The sequence below is a fragment of the Tautonia sp. JC769 genome, assembly GCF_040717455.1.
Classification (GTDB): domain Bacteria; phylum Planctomycetota; class Planctomycetia; order Isosphaerales; family Isosphaeraceae; genus Tautonia.
In genome coordinates this window covers 94,853-113,809 of record NZ_JBFEFH010000021.1, presented here as the reverse complement: position 1 = coordinate 113,809, position 18,957 = coordinate 94,853, and the positions used below count along the sequence as shown (strand labels likewise).

15 protein-coding genes are annotated in these 18,957 nt (G+C 69.4%); 4 read left to right on the top strand and 11 right to left on the bottom strand.

The genetic code is table 11. The features are described 5' to 3' along the window. Positions 1 to 117 precede the first annotated feature (117 nt). The 5 genes from AB1L88_RS19350 to AB1L88_RS19330 form a co-directional block, all read right to left on the bottom strand. A complete protein-coding gene (locus AB1L88_RS19350) occupies positions 118 to 1,269 on the bottom strand; it encodes a Sua5/YciO/YrdC/YwlC family protein (protein WP_367098330.1) in 1,152 nt (383 codons plus the stop codon). A 156-nt stretch (positions 1,270 to 1,425) separates the two neighbouring features. Continuing rightward, entirely contained in the window at positions 1,426 to 1,716 is a 291-nt protein-coding gene (locus AB1L88_RS19345; protein WP_367098329.1) for a DUF493 domain-containing protein, read from the bottom strand. A 125-nt stretch (positions 1,717 to 1,841) separates the two neighbouring features. Continuing rightward, positions 1,842 to 5,330, bottom strand: coding sequence for an efflux RND transporter permease subunit (locus AB1L88_RS19340; protein WP_367098328.1), 3,489 nt, complete (start codon positions 5,328 to 5,330; stop codon positions 1,842 to 1,844). 180 nt (positions 5,331 to 5,510) lie between these two features. After that, the gene (locus AB1L88_RS19335; RefSeq protein ID WP_367098327.1) at positions 5,511 to 6,866 is read right to left on the bottom strand and encodes an HlyD family efflux transporter periplasmic adaptor subunit; all 1,356 of its coding nucleotides are present in this window, start codon (positions 6,864 to 6,866) and stop codon (positions 5,511 to 5,513) included. Further along, positions 6,863 to 7,447 carry a MarR family transcriptional regulator gene (locus AB1L88_RS19330; RefSeq protein WP_367098326.1) on the bottom strand — a complete coding sequence of 195 codons (585 nt, stop codon included), beginning with the start codon at positions 7,445 to 7,447 and terminating at the stop codon, positions 6,863 to 6,865. The genes AB1L88_RS19335 and AB1L88_RS19330 overlap by 4 nt, the downstream gene beginning before the upstream one ends. Positions 7,448 to 8,096: 649 nt before the next feature. Here AB1L88_RS19330 and AB1L88_RS19325 point away from each other — a divergent pair. Then, positions 8,097 to 9,014 carry an NAD(P)-dependent oxidoreductase gene (locus tag AB1L88_RS19325; protein WP_367098325.1) on the top strand — a complete coding sequence of 306 codons (918 nt, stop codon included), beginning with the start codon at positions 8,097 to 8,099 and terminating at the stop codon, positions 9,012 to 9,014. Between the two features lie 274 nt (positions 9,015 to 9,288). Here the strand turns inward: AB1L88_RS19325 and lnt are convergent, their stop codons facing one another. Beyond that, complete coding sequence (gene lnt / locus AB1L88_RS19320) at positions 9,289 to 11,031, bottom strand: apolipoprotein N-acyltransferase (protein ID WP_367098324.1); 1,743 nt, start codon at positions 11,029 to 11,031, stop codon at positions 9,289 to 9,291. Between the two features lie 322 nt (positions 11,032 to 11,353). Between lnt and AB1L88_RS19315 the strand changes: the two genes are divergently transcribed. Next, a complete protein-coding gene (locus AB1L88_RS19315; RefSeq protein ID WP_367098342.1) occupies positions 11,354 to 12,055 on the top strand; it encodes an SDR family oxidoreductase in 702 nt (233 codons plus the stop codon). A gap of 82 nt (positions 12,056 to 12,137) precedes the next feature. On the opposite strand, the gene AB1L88_RS19310 is transcribed toward AB1L88_RS19315, so the two are convergent. The 3 genes from AB1L88_RS19310 to AB1L88_RS19300 form a co-directional block, all read right to left on the bottom strand. Then, positions 12,138 to 12,557, bottom strand: coding sequence for a hypothetical protein (locus AB1L88_RS19310; RefSeq protein WP_367098323.1), 420 nt, complete (start codon positions 12,555 to 12,557; stop codon positions 12,138 to 12,140). A 480-nt stretch (positions 12,558 to 13,037) separates the two neighbouring features. Next, a complete protein-coding gene (locus tag AB1L88_RS19305; RefSeq protein ID WP_367098322.1) occupies positions 13,038 to 14,198 on the bottom strand; it encodes a HAMP domain-containing sensor histidine kinase in 1,161 nt (386 codons plus the stop codon). Between the two features lie 253 nt (positions 14,199 to 14,451). Beyond that, the gene (locus tag AB1L88_RS19300) at positions 14,452 to 14,853 is read right to left on the bottom strand and encodes a response regulator (RefSeq protein ID WP_367098321.1); all 402 of its coding nucleotides are present in this window, start codon (positions 14,851 to 14,853) and stop codon (positions 14,452 to 14,454) included. 286 nt (positions 14,854 to 15,139) lie between these two features. On the opposite strand from AB1L88_RS19300, the gene AB1L88_RS19295 reads away from it, so the two are divergent. Next, a complete protein-coding gene (locus AB1L88_RS19295; protein ID WP_367098320.1) occupies positions 15,140 to 16,594 on the top strand; it encodes a PAS domain S-box protein in 1,455 nt (484 codons plus the stop codon). Next, positions 16,572 to 17,270 (top strand): response regulator transcription factor, encoded by a 699-nt coding sequence (locus AB1L88_RS19290; RefSeq protein WP_367098319.1) that lies wholly within the window; start codon positions 16,572 to 16,574, stop codon positions 17,268 to 17,270. The genes AB1L88_RS19295 and AB1L88_RS19290 overlap by 23 nt, the downstream gene beginning before the upstream one ends. A 105-nt stretch (positions 17,271 to 17,375) precedes the next feature. Here AB1L88_RS19290 and AB1L88_RS19285 read toward each other — a convergent pair whose 3' ends face one another. Next, a complete protein-coding gene (locus tag AB1L88_RS19285; RefSeq protein WP_367098318.1) occupies positions 17,376 to 17,735 on the bottom strand; it encodes a rhodanese-like domain-containing protein in 360 nt (119 codons plus the stop codon). A 66-nt stretch (positions 17,736 to 17,801) separates the two neighbouring features. Then, positions 17,802 to 18,548, bottom strand: a complete 747-nt coding sequence (locus tag AB1L88_RS19280; RefSeq protein ID WP_367098317.1) for a VTT domain-containing protein — start codon at positions 18,546 to 18,548, stop codon at positions 17,802 to 17,804. Positions 18,549 to 18,957: the final 409 nt, after the last annotated feature.

Sequence of the window (18,957 nt, the reverse complement as noted above, 5' to 3'; positions counted from 1 at the left end):
CGATTCGACCCGATCCGACCCGAGCCCGACCGCCCGATCGGCCTCAAGCGCCGGTCGCCCTGCCCCCGGTCCGCGCGGATCCTGCCCCGCTCGCTCCTTGGCAATCCGGCAATCCGCCTAGCCGCGCGACGCGGTCAGCTCGTCGACCAGGGGGACCAGGTGCCTGCGGATCGACTCGGCCGTCGCCCGGTAGGTGTCCAGGCCCGAGCCGACCGGGTCGTCCACGTCGAACCCGTCCGGGTCGAGCAGGGCCGCGCGGTCGGCGGCCTCGGGGGCGTGGTCGAGCAGGGCCCGCAGGTGCGACCGGGTCATGACCAGGATTCGGTCGGCCGCCCGGACCAGCTCGGGCACGAGCATCCGGCTGGCGTGGGCCTCCAGCGACCCGCCGTACCCCCGCACGACCTCCACCGCGTTCGACGCCGCCGGGGCCCCCTGCATGGCCGACAGCCCGGCCGACAGGACCAGCCAGCCGTGCGCCTCCAGGTCCTCGGGATGGCACCCGAGCCGGTCGGCCAGCATCACCTTGAACAGGGCCTCGGCCATCGGGCTCCGGCAGGTGTTCCCGGTGCAGACGAACAGGATGATCGTGCTGCAGAGCCTCCCCAGGGTCCGGTCGTCGAGCGACCCGTGCCGCACGACGTGCATCTGCTCCCCCTGGAAGCTCAGGACCGCCGGGCCGGCCGGGTCGTCGGGCGGGCCGTCCTCGATCAGGAGGTCCGGGGCACCCAGGCCGGCCAGGGCCGAGGCCGAGACGACCGGCTGCCCCTCCGGCCCGATCGGCTGGCCGATCGCCAGCGGCCCGGAGAGCAGGCGGGTCAGATGCTCGACGAACGGGTGGTCGGGGCAGCATAGCGCGATCGCCCCCCCCGGCCCCACCAGGGCCCGCCGCGACCCCTCCGGCAGCCGGTCGGCCAGGCCTCCGGCCACGCCGTCGGCCAGGAAGAGTTCCACCGGCCCCGGCCACGACCGCGAGGCCACCCGCCTGGCCCCGACCGGCGCCCCGGTCGCCCAGTCGAGCAGCTCGTCGGGGCCCCTCAGGCAGATCTTCAGCCAGTGCGTCCCCCCCGGCGGCGAGGCGCCCGGGGCCCCCGCCAGGCGGGTCATCGCCTCGGGCCTGAGCGCCGAGGCGGCCAGGGCGTACCCGGTGCCGGTCGGCAGCACCACCACCCCGCCCCCCGCCAGGCAGGCCACGGCCCGGTGGACGACGTCTCTCGGATCATCGGCCCGGAACAGCTCGATGAGTTCGGGGGTCGGGTTCGGATCGCTCATGTGCCTTCGGCCCGGCCTTCGGCGTTCGGAAACCCCCGGATCGCCACCGCGACCGAACCGAGGAACCTGTTTGGACACGCACCAAGCCGTCGAGCTTACGGCCTGCCGCCGATCGCGGTCAATCCGCCGCTCGGGCCGCCGCTCGGCCCCGGCCGATCAGAACAGCAGCCGGAGGCCCGAGACCCCGTGCAGCCTGGCGTAGATCGCCCGGACCTGGTCGGCCGACTGCACCGTGATGTCCAGCGTGACCGAGACGTGCCGCCCCCCCTTCGTGAACCGGACCGAGTGGTCCAGCTCGCCGGGGCCGGCCAGCTCCTCCTGCACCGCCGCCACCACCCGCGCCGGGAAATCCTCGTCAGACGACCCGATCGCCCGAATCTGGTAGCTGCCCGGGAACGGATGCACCGACTCCAGCAGGTCCGCGGACGGGATATTGTTCGGAGACATGAGAGACCCTTGATTCAGAGAAGGAGACTTCGCCCTGATCCTCCCTATTGTTTCGCGGCGCCCCCCCCGCGGCAAGTCTCGGACCCTTGTCCGGAGGGGAGGCGCCCCGGTTGCTTGAGGGCCGGTCAGGCCCCCGGGGTCCGGGTCGGGTCGTCGGGCGAGGCGTGCACCGGCTCCCGGGCCGGGGCCGCCCCGGAGCGTTGCGACGGGGCCTGCCCGGCCTCGTCCAGGTCGACCGAGAGCGGGACCTCGTCCTCCAGGTGGTGGTCCTCGCTGATCGAGTGGCCGAGCCAGTCGAGCACATCGGCATACACCGCGTACAGGCAGGGCACCAGCATCAGGACCACCATCGTGCCGAACGTCAGCCCGAACGCCAGGCTCGTCGCCATCGGGATCAACACCTGGACTTGCAGGCTCTTCTCGGTCAAGAGCGGCAACAGGGCCACCACCGTCGTCAGGCTGGTCAGCAGGACCGGCCGGAACCGGGCCTTGCCCGCCTCTCGCAGCGCCACCCGGACCGGCTGGCCCGCGGCCACGTTGGAGTTGATGAAGTCGATCAGCACGATCGAGTCATTAATGATCACGCCCGAGAGCGCCACCAGGCCGAAGAAGCTGAACAGGGTCAGCGGCAGGTCCATCAACAGGTGGCCCCAGATCGCCCCGACCAGGCCGAACGGGACGATCATCAGGATGAACAACGGTTGCAGATACGACCGGAATTGCGAGGTCAACAGCACGAACATGGCGAACAAGGCGATCACGAAGCCCACCACCAGGCTGCCGAACGACTCCTGCGTCTCCTGCTCCTGCCCCTCCCACCGGACCGAGACGCCGGGGAACAGCTCCAGCAGCTCGGGGAGGAAATTCTGCTGGAGGTCCTGGGTGATCTCCCGGGCGTTGGCCACGGCCGAGTCGAGGTCGGCCGTCACCGTGATCGACCGCTGCTGGTCGATCCGGTTGATCGACGAGTACCCCCGCTCGACCGTCACCGAGGCCAGCTCGTCGAGCGGGACCTCGCCCGCCTCGGGGGTCCGGATCCGGATCTCCCGCAGGTTGGCCAGGCTCTCCCGCTGCTCCGGCGGGTTCCGGACCATCAGCTTCACCTCGTGCCGGCCGCGCTGCAGCCGCATCACCTCCTCGCCGTAGAAGGCCGATCGGACCGTCTGGGACAGGGCGTTCGTGTCGATCCCCAGCGCCTCGGCCGACGGCTTCACGCGGAGCTGGATCTCCGGCTTGCCCGGCTTGCTGTTGTCGGCGATGTCGAACACGCCTTCATACGTCCCCAGGCGTTCCTTGCAGCGTTCGGCCAGGGTTTCGAGCGACTCCATGTCCTTGCCGACGAGCTGGAACTCGACCGGCTTGCCCCCGGGGCCGGTGTCGCCGGCGCTGAATTTGGCCTCGTCGAAGCCGTGAACTCGCTTCAGGGAGGCGTCCCTCCAGAGATTCACCAGTTCGAAACTGCTGATCGGTCGTTCCGCCCCGCCGACCATCTCGGCGAAGACCATGCCGATGTTCGAGCCGTTGGTGGACATCGAGCCGCCCGGGCCCGCCCCCCCGGTTTCGACGTAGCCGACCGACCGGCTGATGGCCCGGATGGGCGGCCGGCCCGATTCCTCGGCAATCTCGGTGTGAAGGCGTTCGATTTCCTCGGCCATCCGCCGGGTCGCCTCGTCGACGACGCTCGCGGGGGTCCCGGCCGGGAAGGTCACCGTGCCCGTGATGTAGTTCGAGTCGAAGTCCGGGAAGACCACGAACGGCACCTTGCCGCTCGCCACCAGGCCGAACGAGCCGATCAGGATCGCCAGCATCGCCGAGAGGAAGACCACCGGGATCCGCAGGAAGAACCGCAACGAAGGTTCATAAGCATGTTCGATGAACCATCTCAGCCCCCGGTCCACGCCCGACCGGACTCCGTGGTAGACCGACAGGACCGGGTTCTCCATCCGCATCGCCCGGGTCTCGGCCCGACGCTTCCGGAAGGCCCGCACCAGCCAGATCCAGGCGAAGAGCGGCGTCAGGAGCCAGACGACCACCCGGCCGATCACCCCCAAAATTGGCGCCCGGCGGTGCGACAGGTGGTTCGGCAAGATCAAGAGGCTCTCGCCCAACGATCCCAGGAGCATCGAACAGACGACGATCGGCATGATGAAGATCACCTTGCCGAGCACCCCCGCGACGAAGAACATCGGCATGAAGGCGAAGATCGTCGTCGTGACCGAGGCCACGACCGGCCCGGAGACCTCGATCGTCCCGTCGATCGCCGCCCGGACCGGGGACTTGCCCATCTCGCGATGGCGGTAGATGTTCTCGCCCACCACGATGGCGTCGTCCACCACGATCCCGAGCGCCATCAGGAACGCGAAGGTCGAGATCATGTTCAGGGTCACGCCGGTCCCGGCCATGACGATGAACGCGAAGCCGATCGACACCGGGATCCCGAGCGCCACCCACAGCGCCAGCCGGATCTCCAGGAACAGGGCCAGCACGATGAAGACCAGCGCCAGCCCCTGCAACGCATTACTCGTGAGTGTATCAAGACGCTCGGATACGAGGATCGATTGGTCGTCGAAGATCTCGGCCCGGTAGCCGGAGGGGAGGTTGAGATCGGCCACATACTTGCGGACGTCGGTGACGACCTCGATCAGGTCCTCGGTCCGGGTCTTCTGGACCATCATCACGATCGACGGCTGCTCCCCCTCGAAGGCCGGGGCGACGTCCGGGTCGGCCAGGGGAGACGGGAACCGCATCCAGCTCCGCTGGGCCGTGTCGTTGAAGCCGTCGTGCACGGTCCCCAGGTCCTTGACCCGCAGGACGGCGCCGTCGGGCCGGGTCAGCAGGGGAAGCTCGGCGATCTCGTCGCCCGTCAGCCGCTTGTTCTTGCCCCGGACGAGGAACTCGGACGAGGGGGAGCGGATCTCGCCGGCCGGCAGCTCGATGTTCTCCTGGCGGATCAGCAGGCCGACCTGCTGGAGCGTCAGGTTGTGCCGCCTCAGCGTCTCCTCGGGGATCTCCACGTCGATCTGATAGTCGCGGACCGCCAGCATCTCGACGAGCGAGACGGACGGCAGGTCGAGCAGGTCGGTCCGGATCCGCTCGGCCAGCTCGCGGAGCTGGAGATCCTCGCGAAGCCGCCAGGCCCGGCGCCCCTCCTCGTCCAGGCCTTCGGGGACCTGCGACCCGCCGAACAGGGCGACCCGGATCGCCGGCTGGCGGAAGGCGAGCAGCTTGACGTCCGGGTCCTCGGCCAGGAGCGGGAAGCTGGGGATCTGGTCCACCTCCGACCGGATCTCGTTGAGCACCCGCTGGGGGTCTCGGATGTTGCTGTACATTTCAGCAACGACTGTTCCCATCCCCTCGGCGGCCGTCGAGGTGATCTTCTTGATGCCGTCGACCGCCCGGATCGCCTCCTCGATCTTCTGGCAGATCCCCTCCTCGACCTCGGCGGGGCTGGCGCCGGGGTAGGGGACCGTGATGGTCACGATCTCGAGCTGGAACTCGGGGAAGAGCTCTTTCTTCAGGCCCAGGAGCGACAGCACCCCGACCAGGATGGCGGCCACCATCACCGTGTTGACGGCCGGCCCGTTCCGGACGACCCATTGAATGATCCCACTCACGAAAAGGGCTCCTCGGCAGGCATTGGGGACGACGGGGCTGCCACGCTGGCTCCTGGCCCGACGACCGCCGGGCCAGGTGAAAGGGTCGGAATGTCTCGGAACACGATGGTCCTGGTCGGGCCGTCCCGCCCGACGCAATCGGGTCGCACGGCGGGAGTCGGCCGACGGGTCCTTCGTCAGTTATCGCGATTCGGCCGTCGAGGCCGACGCGACCGATTCGTCGGGCGGGCTCGGGGCCGACGGGTCGACGACGGCCACCTCCATGCCCGAGACGGGGGAGTCGAGCGTCGAGATGACCAGCGGCGCTCCGACCGGGATCGGCTCGCCGGGCCCGTCTCCCCGGATCACGACGGCATCGTCGAGCACGCGGACCGGGTCGACGCGGCGGATCTCCAGGTGGCCGTCGGTGACGATCCAGATCTCGTTGTTCGGCCGGAAGGCGGCGCGGGGGATCGAGAGCAAGGGCACCTGGGTCTCGGCGCCGAACAGGGTGACCGAGACGAACATGCCGCGCCTCAGGCCGGCCGGCTGGGCCACCTCGACCCGGCAGGGGACGGTCCGGGTCCGCTCGTCGATCCCGGTGCCCTCGAACCGCGAGAGGACCCCTTCCCAGTCGGTCGAGCGGCCGGCCAGGCTCCGGGAGACGACGGCCCGGGCCCGGGGGATGGCGTACGGGTCGTCGTTGGCGAGGGTCATCGGGTCGTCGCCGCCGGCCAGCCAGAAGAGGTCTTCCAGGCGGAGGCTGCACCGGACCTCCATGGTGGCGCTGTCCTCGAGGGTCACCAGCACCTCGCCGGGCCGGGCGTAGGCATCGCGCTCGACCCGGACCTCGACGATCCGGCCGTCGATCGGGGCGGTGATCGTGGTCCGCTCCAGGTCGTAGGCGACCTGGTCGAGCTGGGCCTCGATCCGGCGCATCTGGGCCTCCAGGCGGGCGCGTCGGCTGGCGAAGGTCCGGCGGTCGTTCTGCAGGCGCTGGAGGTTCTGGCGGGCGGTGAGCATCTGGGCGTCGGCGGCGTCGCGCTCGGAGGCCGACGAGGCGCTGCGGGCGATCAACTGCTCGACCCGGACCTGCTCGCGGCGTCGGAGGTCGACCTCCTGTTCGGCCAGGGTGACGAGCTCCTCGGTATTCTGGATCTCGATGTCGAGCTGGTCGAGGTCGGCGGCCACCTGGGCCAGTTCGGCCTCGAACGAGGCGTCCTGGATTTCGAGCGGCCGGGGGTCGAGCTTCAAGAGCAGGTCGCCGGCCTTGACCGACCGGCCGGCCCAGCAGGCCTCGGTCCGCTCGACGATCCGCCCTTCGACCTCGGCCGAGAGGGTGATCTCGCGCTTGGGGATGATGGTGCCGTTGACCTCGATGCCGAGCCCCGTGTTCGAGGCGTCGCCGACCGGGACGACCTCGACCCGGGGCAGATCCCGCTCGCGTTCGACCCGCTGGGGGGGCTCCTTGGAGGCGACCAGGCCGGCGAAGGCGACGACCCCCGCGCCCAGGAGCAAGGCCGGCAGGAGCACGTTGCGGAAGAACTTGGGCATCATCGGGATCGTCCCTCGCCGCCGCCCGGTGGGCTGTCGGGTCGGCCCGACGCCTCGCCCGATCGGCCGCTGACCTTGATATTAATGTGCTCGAAACCGGACCACGCGCCCGGATCGACGATGCGCTGGAGCATGGACTTGAGCAGGAGCCGCTCCTGCTCGGAGAGCGGACCGAGGACCTCGTTCTCGACCTCTTCTACCGTGTCATTCGCCCGTTGGAACAGATCTTGGCCCGATTCGGTGAGGTGGATGCGGTGGACACGGCGATCGGTCGGGTCGGGGTGGCGCTGGACCAGGCCGCGTTGCTCCATCTCGTCCATGAGGCCAACCATCGAGGTGCGGTCGATGCAGATGAACTCGCCCAGTCGTTGCTGGGCCACGGGGCCGAAGTGGGAAATCATGGCGAGGACCTGGACATGCTTGAGCTGCACCCCCATGGGCTCCAGCTCCTCCTCGAACCGCGATCGCAGCCGGTGCGCGGCCATCGCGAGCAGGAACCCGTACCGCTCCCGGGCCGGTGTCTGCCTGGGATCGAGCGCGAGAGGCTCCGGGTCTGCCCCCGATTCGTTGTGGCGATTCGTCATCAAGCTCCGGATGGCAAGGGGCGCTCGAACCGTCAGGGGTTCGCCGAATGTCCCAAAATGCCTGAACGTCGCACTCGGGCGATTCTTCAGGCCGGCAAACCGTCAGAACAAGAGATCGTCAGTCTCGCTGATAGTTTCTAGTCAAAACGGATCGCTCGTCAAGACAAATCGAGCCGAATTTATGCCGAGGGGGTGATGGGGGGGGCGAGGGGTGGGGTTGCTTCCGATCGGGGGCGGGGTCTGGTAGGGTGGCGGGCTGTCGTCGTCCATCCGAATCAAGCGGGGCCTACCGAGAGCCGGGCCGGTTCTTCCCTTGCTCTCCCAACCTGGGAGATCGGGAGGTTGGGGGCCCGGTGAGGGGGGCTGGAACGATTGGGCGGGGCTCGGTTTCGAGTGCGAAGACCCCTCACCCCGGCCCTCTCCCCGCGAGCGGGGAGAGGGGGCCAATTCAACCCTCGCCCCTACCGGGGGAGAGGGTGGCCGCAGGCCGGGTGAGGGGAGCTTGGGCAAGACGACAGGCTCGGCTCTGAACGGAAGGACCCCTCACCCCGGCCCTCTCCCCGCGAGCGGGGAGAGGGGGACGGAACCATCGGGTGGACGACCGGTTGTTGGCAGATTCACGTGACCACGCGAGAGAGAGGCGAGAACGATGGGGCTGGAGATCGCACCGGGCAAGGCGACGATTGGCTGGATCGGCACGGGGGTGATGGGGGCCTCGATGTGCGGGCACCTGATCGACGCCGGGTACAAGGCGACCGTGTATAACCGGACGAAGGCCAAGTGCGCCCCCCTGGTCGCGAAGGGGGCGACCGAGGCGGGCACGCCGAACGAGCTGGCGGCGGCCTCGGACGTGATCTTCACGATCGTCGGCTACCCGAAGGACGTCCGGGAGGTGATCCTGGGCGAGTCGGGCGTGCTGGCCGGGGCGAAGCCGGGGAGCATCCTCGTCGACATGACGACCAGCGAGCCGAAGCTGGCCGAGGAGATTTACGAGGCGGCGAAGGCCAAGGGGGTCCACGCGATCGACGCCCCCGTCTCGGGGGGCGACGTGGGGGCGAAGGAGGCCCGCCTGTCGATCATGATCGGCGGCGAGGACGAGGCGGTGGCGGCCGTCAAGCCCCTGTTCGAGATCATGGGCAAGACCATCGTGCACCAAGGCGGCCCCGGGGCCGGCCAGCACACAAAGATGGTCAATCAGATCCTCATCTCGACCGGGATGATCGGCGTGTGTGAGGCCTTGCTTTATGGCTACAAGGCGGGGCTGGACCTGGAGACGGTCTTGCAGAGCGTCGGCTCGGGGGCGGCCGGGTCGTGGAGCCTGAACAACCTGGGGCCGAGGATCATCAAGGGGAATTTCGACCCGGGCTTCTTCGTCGAGCACTTCATCAAGGACATGGGGATCGCCCTGGCCGAGTCGCGCCGGATGGGCCTGTCGATGCCGGGCCTGGCCCTGGCCGAGCAGCTCTATCAGGCGGTCGCCGCGCAGGGGTACGGCAGGAATGGGACCCAGGCGCTGGTGCTGGCGCTGGCGAAGCTGTCGAACGTGGACTGGAAGGCCAAGGGCTGATTGCGAGTGAGGACGATCAAGGCTGGGACAGGCGAAGGGTCCCAGCCTTGATGACTCGGGATGGGCGTCTTCGAAGACCCGACGGCACCCTACTCCCGGATCCCGTCTGAATCGGTGGGTTCACGGTGTTTCGGCGGGTGCCCCGGGTTCCGCGCAGCGGACCCCGGGCGGAGTCGCATGGGCCTGCCGCCCCCCGGCCCGGGGTCCGCTGCGCGGAACCCGGGGCACCCGGATCCCACCAGGTTTGACTGGAAGCGATACTACGAGAGAAGGGTCATGTGAGGCGTCGGCGACGATCGCGCAAGGAGAGGGCGAGGGCGATGGGGACCGAGCCGAGGCAGAGGGCGAGGCAGGCGATCGGGAGCCAGTCGCCGGTTTCCATGTAAAGACTGGCGCGATTGTCGAGCGGGACCTCGACGGTGAGGACCCCCTCGGCGGCGTTCGGGAGCGAGTCGCGGGAGGGGGGATCGAGCGCGGCGAGGATGGTGCCGTTGCCGTCGATGAGGGCGGAGGTGCCGGTGTTGACGCTCCGGGCGACGGGCATCCGCAGCTCGACGGCGCGGAGGACGCTGCTGGCCAGGTGGAGCCGGTGGGCGGCGGTGCCGCGGAACCAGCCGTCGTTCGAGAGGTTCAGCAGGACGTCGGTCGGGTGGCCGTCGGACGCGGCGGCGAGGCGCCGGGCGACGTGTGGGACGCTGTCCTCGAAGCAGATCGGCGTGCCGAACCGCCAGGGGCCGAGGCTCAGGGTCGAGGGGCCGCGGCCGGGGTCGAGGCTGGGCATGTGGTCGGCGCTGAAGGGGGTGAGCGCCAGCACCCAGGGGACGGTCTTGACCCAGGGGACGTACTCGCCGAAGGGGACGAGGTGCAGCTTGTGGTAAGCCTGGGTTTCGGTGGTGCCCGGGCGGAGCAGGAGCGCCGTGTTGTGGCGGGCCAGGCCGCCGGGCTGGAAGTAATAGGAGTTGATGCCCACGATCAAGGGGGTGTCGATGCGATCGGCCCAGCGGTGGAGCATGTCGCGGACGTCGCCGCCGATCTGGGACCAGCGGTCGGGGTCGGAGCCGGGGGAGTAGCGGTCGAGCTGGGCCGCGTAATCGGCGCGGGGGAGTCCGGGGTCGATGTCGATCCAGCCGTAGGGGAACATGGTCTCGGGCAGGATGATGAGGTCGGGCCGCTCGCCCGCGGCCCGGTCGACGAGCCGGCCGAAGCGGGCGAGGACCTCGGCCGGGTCGGGCCCGCCGCCGAAGACCTGGGGGATGTCGGACTGGATGAGGGCGAGCTTCGGGCCGGGCTGGAAGTCGGCCTGCGACACTCGGACGCCGCCGTAGACGAGGCTGCCGCCGAGGGCAAGGACGACGACGGCGGTGCGGATCAATTGCCCCCGGGCGGGCCGACGGCCCGAAGAAGGGGTCTGCACCCATCGAGGCTGTTCGATCAGTTCCAGGAGCCAGGCGTTGACGAGCATGACCAGGAGGCTGAGTCCCCAGGCCCCGGTCAGGTCGGCGACCTGGATCAAGGGGGTGAGGGTGGCCGTGCCGTGGCTGAGGAAGAACCACTGGAAGCCGTTGAGCGGGTAGAGGCCGCGGACGAATTCGACGGCGATCCAGGAGGCCGGGGCGGCGATCATCAGGGGGATGCCGAGGCGGCGGACCATCAGGCGGATCAGGCCGAGCGTGACCGGCCACCAGAGGGAGAGGACGAGGGCGAGGGCGAGCCAGCCGGGCCAGGCCGAGGGGTCGGAGGCGCGGACCCACTCGACGGCGATGAGCCAGAAGGTCAGGCCGCCGACCCAGGCGCCGAGGTAGGCCGACCGGGCCGGGCGATCGGAGCGGACGAGCCGGAGGAAGGGGACGAGGGCGACCCAGGCGAGCCACCAGGCCCCGACCGGCTCGAAGGCAAACGCCAGGAGGAGTCCGGAGATCGCCCCGAGCAGGGCGGGATGCGGCCCGGGTTTCGGGTCGGCCGAGGGGCGCGCCGGGGCGGCTCGGGGGGAGGGTTCGGCGGCGGTCGGCTGCGACATGAGATCCCCGCGCCGGTCGATCGGCCGGCGCCTCCGTGGCGGTTCTGGGCGGGTCCGGGGGCGTTGATCCGAGGGCCGATGGGGGGTCGCGGATGCGGCCCCGGCCGGGCGGTCGGGGACATCAAACCGGAAATGCCCCCGTTTGTGGATACGAATTCCTCCGGCGAGAGGTCGGGCGCCGCGGGGAAAGACGGGTTCCGCACGGCGGGCACTCGGGCGAGAATGGAGGGGAGGGGGGGCAGCCGGCGCCGCGTCGCGAGCCGTCGCGGGGCCGACCGGGACGGCTGCCCGTTGCGACGATCCGGGGACCCGAGGGGGCGACATCGTGCCTGGACCACAATCGAAGCGTATTCTCGTGACGGGAGCGACCCGAGGGCTCGGGCGGGCCATGGCCGAGGGCTTCATCGGTCGCGGGCATGCGGTGGCCGGATGCGGCCGGTCGGCCGATCAGGTGGCCGAGCTGTCGAAGTCGTTCGGGGCGCCGCATCGGTTCGCGGTGGTGGATGTGACGGACCACGACGCGGTGATTGGCTGGGCCGAATCGCTGCTCGAGGGCTTCGGCGTGCCGGACCTGGTGATCAACAACGCGGCACTCATCAATCGGAATGCGCCGCTCTGGCGGGTGCCGGCGGAGGAATTCGATCGGGTGGTGGACGTGAACATCAAGGGAGTGGCGAATGTGATTCGGGCGTTCGTCCCGGCGATGGTCGCCAGGGGGACGGGGGTCATCGTCAATTTCAGCTCGTACTGGGGGCGATCGACCTCGGCCGAGGTGGCCCCTTACTGCGCGACCAAGTTCGCGATCGAGGGGCTGACGCAGGCGATGGCGCAGGAACTCCCCGACGGCATGGCGGCGGTGGCGTTCAACCCGGGGGTGATCGACACGGAGATGCTCCGGTCGACGTTCGGGGCCTCGGCCGGCAACTACGCGTCGCCCGATCGCTGGGCCGAGTCGACGGTGCCGTACCTGCTGGGCCTGGGGCCGAAGCAAAACGGGGCGTCGGTGACGGCCCCCGGGCAGTAACCGGGCGGCGATCGGTCGGGATGATCGCGCGGGGCCGGTGCGCACGAGGTCGCGTCGGTTAACCTGGATGAAACTGTATGAGTTAGTGTTCGTGTGGTCGCCGGAATTCGTTGGGGCCGCCGGGCGGCGAGGGGAGCCCGGGATCGGGGCCTCGGCGCTCGGGGTCGTAGGCGGTGAGCACGCACGCCTCTCCCGAGCGGACCTCGAAGGCCTCTCGGGAGACGACCCGGCCGGATCGGGTCATGACCAGTTCGTAAGGGCCGGGGTGGAGATGGAGGAGGATCGGCTCATAGGAACGCTCGTCGATCCGGAAGGAGTGCCCGCCGACATGGATCTCGACGTTCGCCTCGGTGACATGGATGACGACCTCGGTCGAAGAGCCGGCGCGGTTGGCGATCCAGGTGAGCATCGTCAGGCCCATGACGGTGCCGGCCGTGTACCGAGCCGCCCGGGCGACGATCATGGATTGGGCGAAGGACAGGATCGGATACGAGATCGTCACGGCATCGCTCCTCTCGGTGGCGTGGTTTCGGCGTCACAGGACCGCACAGGGGGGGGCACGCCGACCCGGGGGCGCTCGCTCGATCGGCGCGCGACCCGACCCGGGCCGGGTGGAGACGGTTTCGCATCCTGGGCGGCGTCCCGGTCGGGCGACGCCGCATTCGCGTCAGGTCAGCACATCACAGAACAGAACAGACCGATCGGAACGAGGACCTTACAGGCAGGCGCACGGGTCCGGGACCAGGGGCGCGAGGCTGTCCTCGGGAGGGCGCCTGGTCGCGGGACGATCGCGGGTTGTCGAGATCGTGAACGGCTCATGCATGATCGCGGCCCTCGCGGGACGGGGCTGGCGGACTCCCCGCCTGTTGAGATCATGCGATTTTACAGGGGATGTTGAGCCATCTCTCCGAGAAAATTCGGAGAAATTCTCGAAATGGGTAAACCGGGGGCCCGTCCCGCTTTCAGGGGAGGGCGTCGTCGCCTACCGGGGAATGGGTTCGGCGGGGTCGTGGAACATCGGGTCGGGGAGGAGGGCGGTCGCGGTCTCGAGGATCGAGAGCGCGGGGTCGGGACCTTCGAGGGGGAGGAGGATGAGCACCTCCGCGCCCGGTGAGGAGGGGGTGAGGGTGATCCAGCCGCCGTGGGCCTCGACGATGCGTCGGGTGATCGACAGGCCGAGTCCCGAGCCGTCGTGGCGGGTCGTGAAGAAGGGATTGAACGCCTGGCGGCGGGTCTGGGGGGAGAAGCCCGGGCCGTTGTCGCGGACCGAGATCCGGAGCGCCGGCCTGCCCTGCGGGGCGATGGCCTTGCAGGCCACCCGGACTTCGACCGGATCGGTGGCGCAGTTCAGGGAATTCTCGAAGAGGTTCCGGAAGACCTGCTTGATCCGGAAGGGATCGGCCCGGCAGTCGCGGGCCTCCTGGGCACCCTCGAGGATGAGCCGGGCCGAGCGGCCGGCCCGGCGGGCTGCCAGGTCGTCCCAGGCGTCTCGGGCGACCCGGTAGAGGTCGCAGGGATGGAGGTCGAGCTGGATCGGGCCGGCCTGGTGGCGGAGGTCGTTAAAAAGGCGTTCCAGGTCGCGGCAGCCGGCGAGGCCGGTTTCGAGGACGGGAGCCAGCTGCGGGTCTCCCTCGCCCGTGGCCTTGACGAATTGCAGGGCGATCTTGGCGCGGTTCAGGGCGTTGCGCCCCTCGTGCGCCAGGACGACGAGCATCTGCCCGAGCGAGGCCAGCTGCTCGGCGGCCTGGGCGCGTTGCTCGGCCTCTCGGAGCCGGAGCAGCCGGTGCAGGCTGGCGCGGAGCACGTCGGGGTCGAGGGGTTTGGTCAGGTAATCGGCAACCCCGCCGCGGAGGGCGGCGAGCATGCCTTCCTGCTCACACCAGGCGGTCAGGAGGATGAGCGCGCAGTGGGGGGCGAGTCGGCGGATGCGGGGCAGCAGGGGATCGATGATCCCTTCCGGGAATCGCCGGTCGAGCACGGCGACATCGAAATGGCTCCAGTCGTCCGGCGCCAGCGCATCGAGCTCGGCGAGGGAACGGGCGAGGGTGACGCGGTAGCCCTCCTGTTCCAGGAGGTCGCGGAGATTCTCGCGGGCGTCCTGCTCATCCTCGACGACCAAGATCTCCAGAGTTCCCGCGATCATTGGGGGAGTCCTTCGCAGAAAGGCGGGCGACGCCCTTGACGATGCGGCGACGTCGCACCGTCGCCCCCCGGGGCGGCCTCGAACACCATGACGAAGCTGCGGGGGGAGGGGGTGGCCCTGACGGAGAGCCTGTCGGGACAGCGTCGAGTCGACGGGCGGGGCGAGGGTGTGTTCGTCGGCGAGTCCACACCCGACGGCGGCAGTCTGGGCCCCCCGGAGGGCGGCCACGCGACGAGGAGCCGCACGAAGCGGATCAGAGGCAGGCCTCCGCGGCAATCGGGGCCTCGGCCGTCGCGACCAACTGGCTCAGGATGCGAATGACCAGCGAGCTGGGGTGGACGGGCTTGCTCAGGCAGGCGATGGGCGGGAGGCCCATGCGGTCGGCCAACATGGGCGACGGCTCGCGGCCGATCGCGACGACGGCCGGGGGCATCAGGGGCATCCGCTCGTGGATCAGGCGAAGCAGGCCATCTCCGCCCCCCCAGGCCAGATCGGCGTCGATCACCAGTGCCTCGGGTTGAAGGGATTGGAGCCGTTCCAGGCACTCGAGCGCATCGTTGACGGTCTCGACCTGGAAGCCCAGGGAGGCGAAATAGCCCGCCAGCTCCGAGCGCAGTGTGGCATCGGACTCGGCGAGGAGCAAGTGAACTGGCATCGAAATGCTCGCCTAGTTAAAGCTATTTCTGCTATAAAAAGTATTCGCACGTCCATGCGAGTTGCCAACACGATGACTGGCGTGATCCTGGGTGTCAACGGTATGGCATGTTCAAGGGGGATGCAATCAGGAGAATCATGAATCGTCTGTGGTGAATTCCGTGACAAGTCGAGCTGATGTCGCTGGGCGCGGCGGCCCGGACGGGTATGGTGGAAGGTGGCAGGCACGGGGGGCGCACTGGTGCCCGGGGGCGGTCGGCCCGGTCGGTGAGCGCGGGAGGTGTGCTGTGGCTCGGTTCGATCGGGGAGACGCGTCGAAGATCGCCGACGAGACGATCCGGGCGGTGCTGGAGGCGTTGCCGGCGCACGTGTGCCTGCTCGATCGGGGGGGGACCGTGGTGGCGGTCAACCGCCGCTGGGAGCGGTTCGCCCTCGAGAATGGGGGCGACCTGTCGCGGTGTGGCCCGGGGGCGAATGCGCTGGAGGTGTGCCGGGCTGCCGTGGAGGACGGGTCGGCGGGGGGGGCCGAGGCCCTGGCGGGGATCGAGCGGGTGCTGACGGGCTGCCGCGAGTCGTTCACCCTGGAGACGCGGTGCCAGACTTCGGGGACGACACGCTGGTTCCTGATGCTCGCGGCGGCCTTGCCGGTCGAGCATGGGGGGGCGATCCTCTCGTATGTCGATATCACCGAACAGAAGGAGGTGCAGCTCGCGCTGCACGAGAGCGAGTATCGGCTACGCACGGTGATCGAGACGGCCGCGGACGGGATCCTGTCCATGAATGGCGAGGGTGTTGTGGATGCGATGAATGCCGCGGCCGAGCGGCTTTCCGGCTACGGTCGCGGGGAAGTGATCGGGAAGAGTGTCTTGATGATGATGCCCTCGCTCTCCGGAGTGCTCCCGGAGGGGGGCCTGGAGCGGCTCCGGTCGCTGGAGTCGGGGCGGGGGCTCTCCGGGACGCCGCCGGTGGCGATCCGACGCAAGGGCGGCGCGAGCGTGCCGGTCGAGCTGTCGATCAGCAGGGTCGATGCGCTGGACCTGTACTCGGTGATCATGCGGGATCTGTCCGAGTGGCGCGCCATGCAGGCGCAATTGCTGACGGTCGCCGAGCATGAGCAACGGCGGATCGGTCAGGACTTGCACGACGATGTGGGGCAGGAATTGACCGGGCTGGCGCTGATGGTCGAGTCGCTGGTCGAGGCGATGGAGGAGTGTCAGTCGCCCGAGACGCCGCTGGTACATCGGGTCTCGGAGGGATTGCGCCGCGTGCAGGAAGGGATGCGCAACCTGAGCCGGGGCCTGGTGCCGGTCGAGGTCGATGCCGAGGGCCTGATGTCGGCCCTGAGCGACCTGGCGGCCCGGATCGGGTCGAATCACGAGCTGAGTTGCGGATTCGAGTGCCGGGAGACGGTCCGGGTCGAGAACAATCAGACGGCCACGCAGTTGTACCGGATCGCCCAGGAGGCGGTCTCGAACGCGGTGCGTCATGCCCACGCTCGGCGGATCGTGATTCGGTTGAGCCGGGAAGGGGACGAGGTCAGGCTGGAGATCCGCGACGACGGCCGGGGGTTCTGGCCGCCAGGAACACAGGACGGCGATGGCATGGGGTTGCGGATCATGCGGAACCGGGCGGAATTGATCGGGGCCCGATTGCGGATCGAGTCGCGAGACGAGGGGGGGACGCTGGTCGTCTGCGCGGTGCAAGGGAGGAATGATGATCATGCACGATCCGAGCGACCATGAGGTCTCGGAAGCTCCTGCCCGAATCTTGATAGTTGACGATCATCCGGCGGTCCGGGAGGGGTTGGGCTTCCGGATCGCCCGGTGCCCGGACCTGGTCGTGTGTGGCGAGGCGGCCGACCTGAACGGCGCACTGGCCGAGGCCGAGGCGACGAGGCCGGACGTGACGGTCGTGGACATCGCGCTCGGTACCGAGAGCGGACTCGATTTGATCCGACGCCTGAAGGATCGCCATCCGACCGTGAAGACGCTGGTCTGGTCGATGTATCCCGAGTCGCTCTATGCCGAGCGGGCGCTGCGGGCCGGGGCGATGGGTTACATCACCAAGCAGGCGGCCACGGGGCGGATCATCGAGGCGATTCGGCGGGTCCTTGCGGGGGAGATCTTCCTGAGCGAGGCCGCCGCCCACCAGATGTTGCGCCGGGTGGTGGGGCGCCCGGGCAACCTGGGCGAGGAGAACGCGCCGGTCCCGGCCCCCGAGTCGACCCTCTCGGACCGCGAGCTGGACGTGATGCGGCTGATCGGCTCGGGCCTGACGACGGCCGAGGTGGCGGAACGCCTGCACCTGAGCGTGCACACGATCGACACCTACCGGCAACGGATCAAGATCAAGCTCGGCCTGCGCAACGGGGCCGAGCTGATCCGGGCGGCGACCCAGTGGGTCCTGGAATCGCGCTGACCGGTTGAGCCATGTCGAAGGGGCAGGGCACGATCGGGGGAGGTCTGGGGAGGGACATCATCGGGGAGGGGAGGCGGCACGCGGCGGGAGCGACGCGTGCCGGCTTCAATACCGGGGGACGGTGGGGTCGATCGTCAGCGACCAGGCATCGATGCCGCCTTCGAGGTTGACGACGTCCTCGAGCCCCTGGGCGGCGAGCCATCGAGCGGTGGCGAGCGACCGGACGCCGTGATGGCAGTAGATGACGAGCGGTCGGCCGTCGAGGCAACGGCGCAGGAGGTCGAGCCGCTTGGAGACCTCGCCGATCGGCACGTGGACTTCGAGGATGGTTTCCGGGGCGTCGATGGTGCAGTAGTGACGTTCCAGGTCCTCGCGGACATCGAGCAGGACGAGGGGAGAGCCCGCGAGGAAGTGTTCGTTCAGTTCGAGCGGCGTCCAGCGCCGCACGTCAGTCGCCTGGGTCATTGGGGCGAACTCCCGAGGGAAGGAGGGTGATTGATCGAAAGGGGGAGGGAGTCGGTCGGTCGGGGATCAGTTCGGGGAGTGGTCGGGTTCGTCTGCGCCGGCCTGGGCCAGGGCCTGATTGGCGATGACGGCCAGGGCCGTCGCGGTCAGCAGGGCGGAGAGGAGCAGGGCGATCCACCCCCCCCAGCCGATCGAGGCCGGCCGCTCGTTCCCGGCCGAGGCACCGATGAAGGCGATGACGAGGGCCCCCGGCGCCATGCCGACGAGGCTTGCAAGCACATAGGTCGAGAAGCGGACACCCGTTAATCCCAGGGCATAATTCAAGACGTTGAAGGGTACGGCGGGAGAGAGCCTGAGCAGGAGGACCACCCAGGCCCCCCGCCGCGCCACGGCCCGGTCGAGCGACCGGAAGCGGCGGTCGGCCTGGATGCGGCGTCGGAGGGCCTGGCGGGCGACCCGACGCGCGATCAGGAAGGCGATCGACGCCCCCAGGGCCGCCGAGACCAGCGCCAGCCCCGCCCCGAGCACGGGGCCGAACAGATAGCCGCCGGCCAGCGTCAGGACGGTCCCCGGGGCCATCGCGACCACGGCCGTCGCGTAGACGGCCACGAACGCGAGATAGCCCCACCCACCGGCCCGATCGATCGCCGGGAGGACGTGCTGCTCGACCCAGTCCGAGACGGGCAGGCTGCGCCAGAGCAGGGCGAGCCCGAACAGGACCAGGGGTAACAGCAACCACCGCAGCGCCGCCCGGAGCGATTCGCCCCGCGAGGCTCGGCGGTCGAGCGGCGCGTCGGTCTCCTCCGTGCTCATGGCAGGTCTTCTACGCAACGGGCCGATGAGGAGGACCCATGTTCCCAAAAATCAACGCTTATCCATGAATCCATGATCGCTGGGATTCATTCAAGACGATGTGTGTCACGCAGAGGCGTGATTCGGCCGCCCCAAGGGAACATCTCAAGGGTGTGTGTGGCCCGGGGGACGGCTCGACGCAAAGCGCCTCGGGGTGTTTCCGCCGAGGTCGGGGGAAGTTCGCGGAACCGGGGCGGGATGGAAGGATACGCGAGGCGTCCCGGTCATGCGATGTTTGCGAGGTTCGGGGATCTGGGACGGTTGGGCGTTTCAAGCGATTGCCAGGTCGACGAGGACCGTGGCAGGTTCGGGGCATGGGGAAAGCCCGGGGGCCCGTCCCCCAGGTCGTCCGGGGACGAACGGGGGGGCG

Coding starts and splice junctions, on each gene's coding strand:
- AB1L88_RS19350 (WP_367098330.1), bottom strand. CDS start 1,269: ATGAGCGATCCGAACCCGACCCCCGAACTCATCGAGCTGTTCCGGGCC.
- AB1L88_RS19345 (WP_367098329.1), bottom strand. CDS start 1,716: ATGTCTCCGAACAATATCCCGTCCGCGGACCTGCTGGAGTCGGTGCAT.
- AB1L88_RS19335 (WP_367098327.1), bottom strand. CDS start 6,866: ATGATGCCCAAGTTCTTCCGCAACGTGCTCCTGCCGGCCTTGCTCCTG.
- AB1L88_RS19330 (WP_367098326.1), bottom strand. CDS start 7,447: ATGACGAATCGCCACAACGAATCGGGGGCAGACCCGGAGCCTCTCGCG.
- AB1L88_RS19325 (WP_367098325.1), top strand. CDS start 8,097: ATGGGGCTGGAGATCGCACCGGGCAAGGCGACGATTGGCTGGATCGGC.
- lnt (WP_367098324.1), bottom strand. CDS start 11,031: ATGTCGCAGCCGACCGCCGCCGAACCCTCCCCCCGAGCCGCCCCGGCG.
- AB1L88_RS19305 (WP_367098322.1), bottom strand. CDS start 14,198: ATGATCGCGGGAACTCTGGAGATCTTGGTCGTCGAGGATGAGCAGGAC.
- AB1L88_RS19300 (WP_367098321.1), bottom strand. CDS start 14,853: ATGCCAGTTCACTTGCTCCTCGCCGAGTCCGATGCCACACTGCGCTCG.
- AB1L88_RS19290 (WP_367098319.1), top strand. CDS start 16,572: ATGCACGATCCGAGCGACCATGAGGTCTCGGAAGCTCCTGCCCGAATC.
- AB1L88_RS19285 (WP_367098318.1), bottom strand. CDS start 17,735: ATGACCCAGGCGACTGACGTGCGGCGCTGGACGCCGCTCGAACTGAAC.
- AB1L88_RS19280 (WP_367098317.1), bottom strand. CDS start 18,548: ATGAGCACGGAGGAGACCGACGCGCCGCTCGACCGCCGAGCCTCGCGG.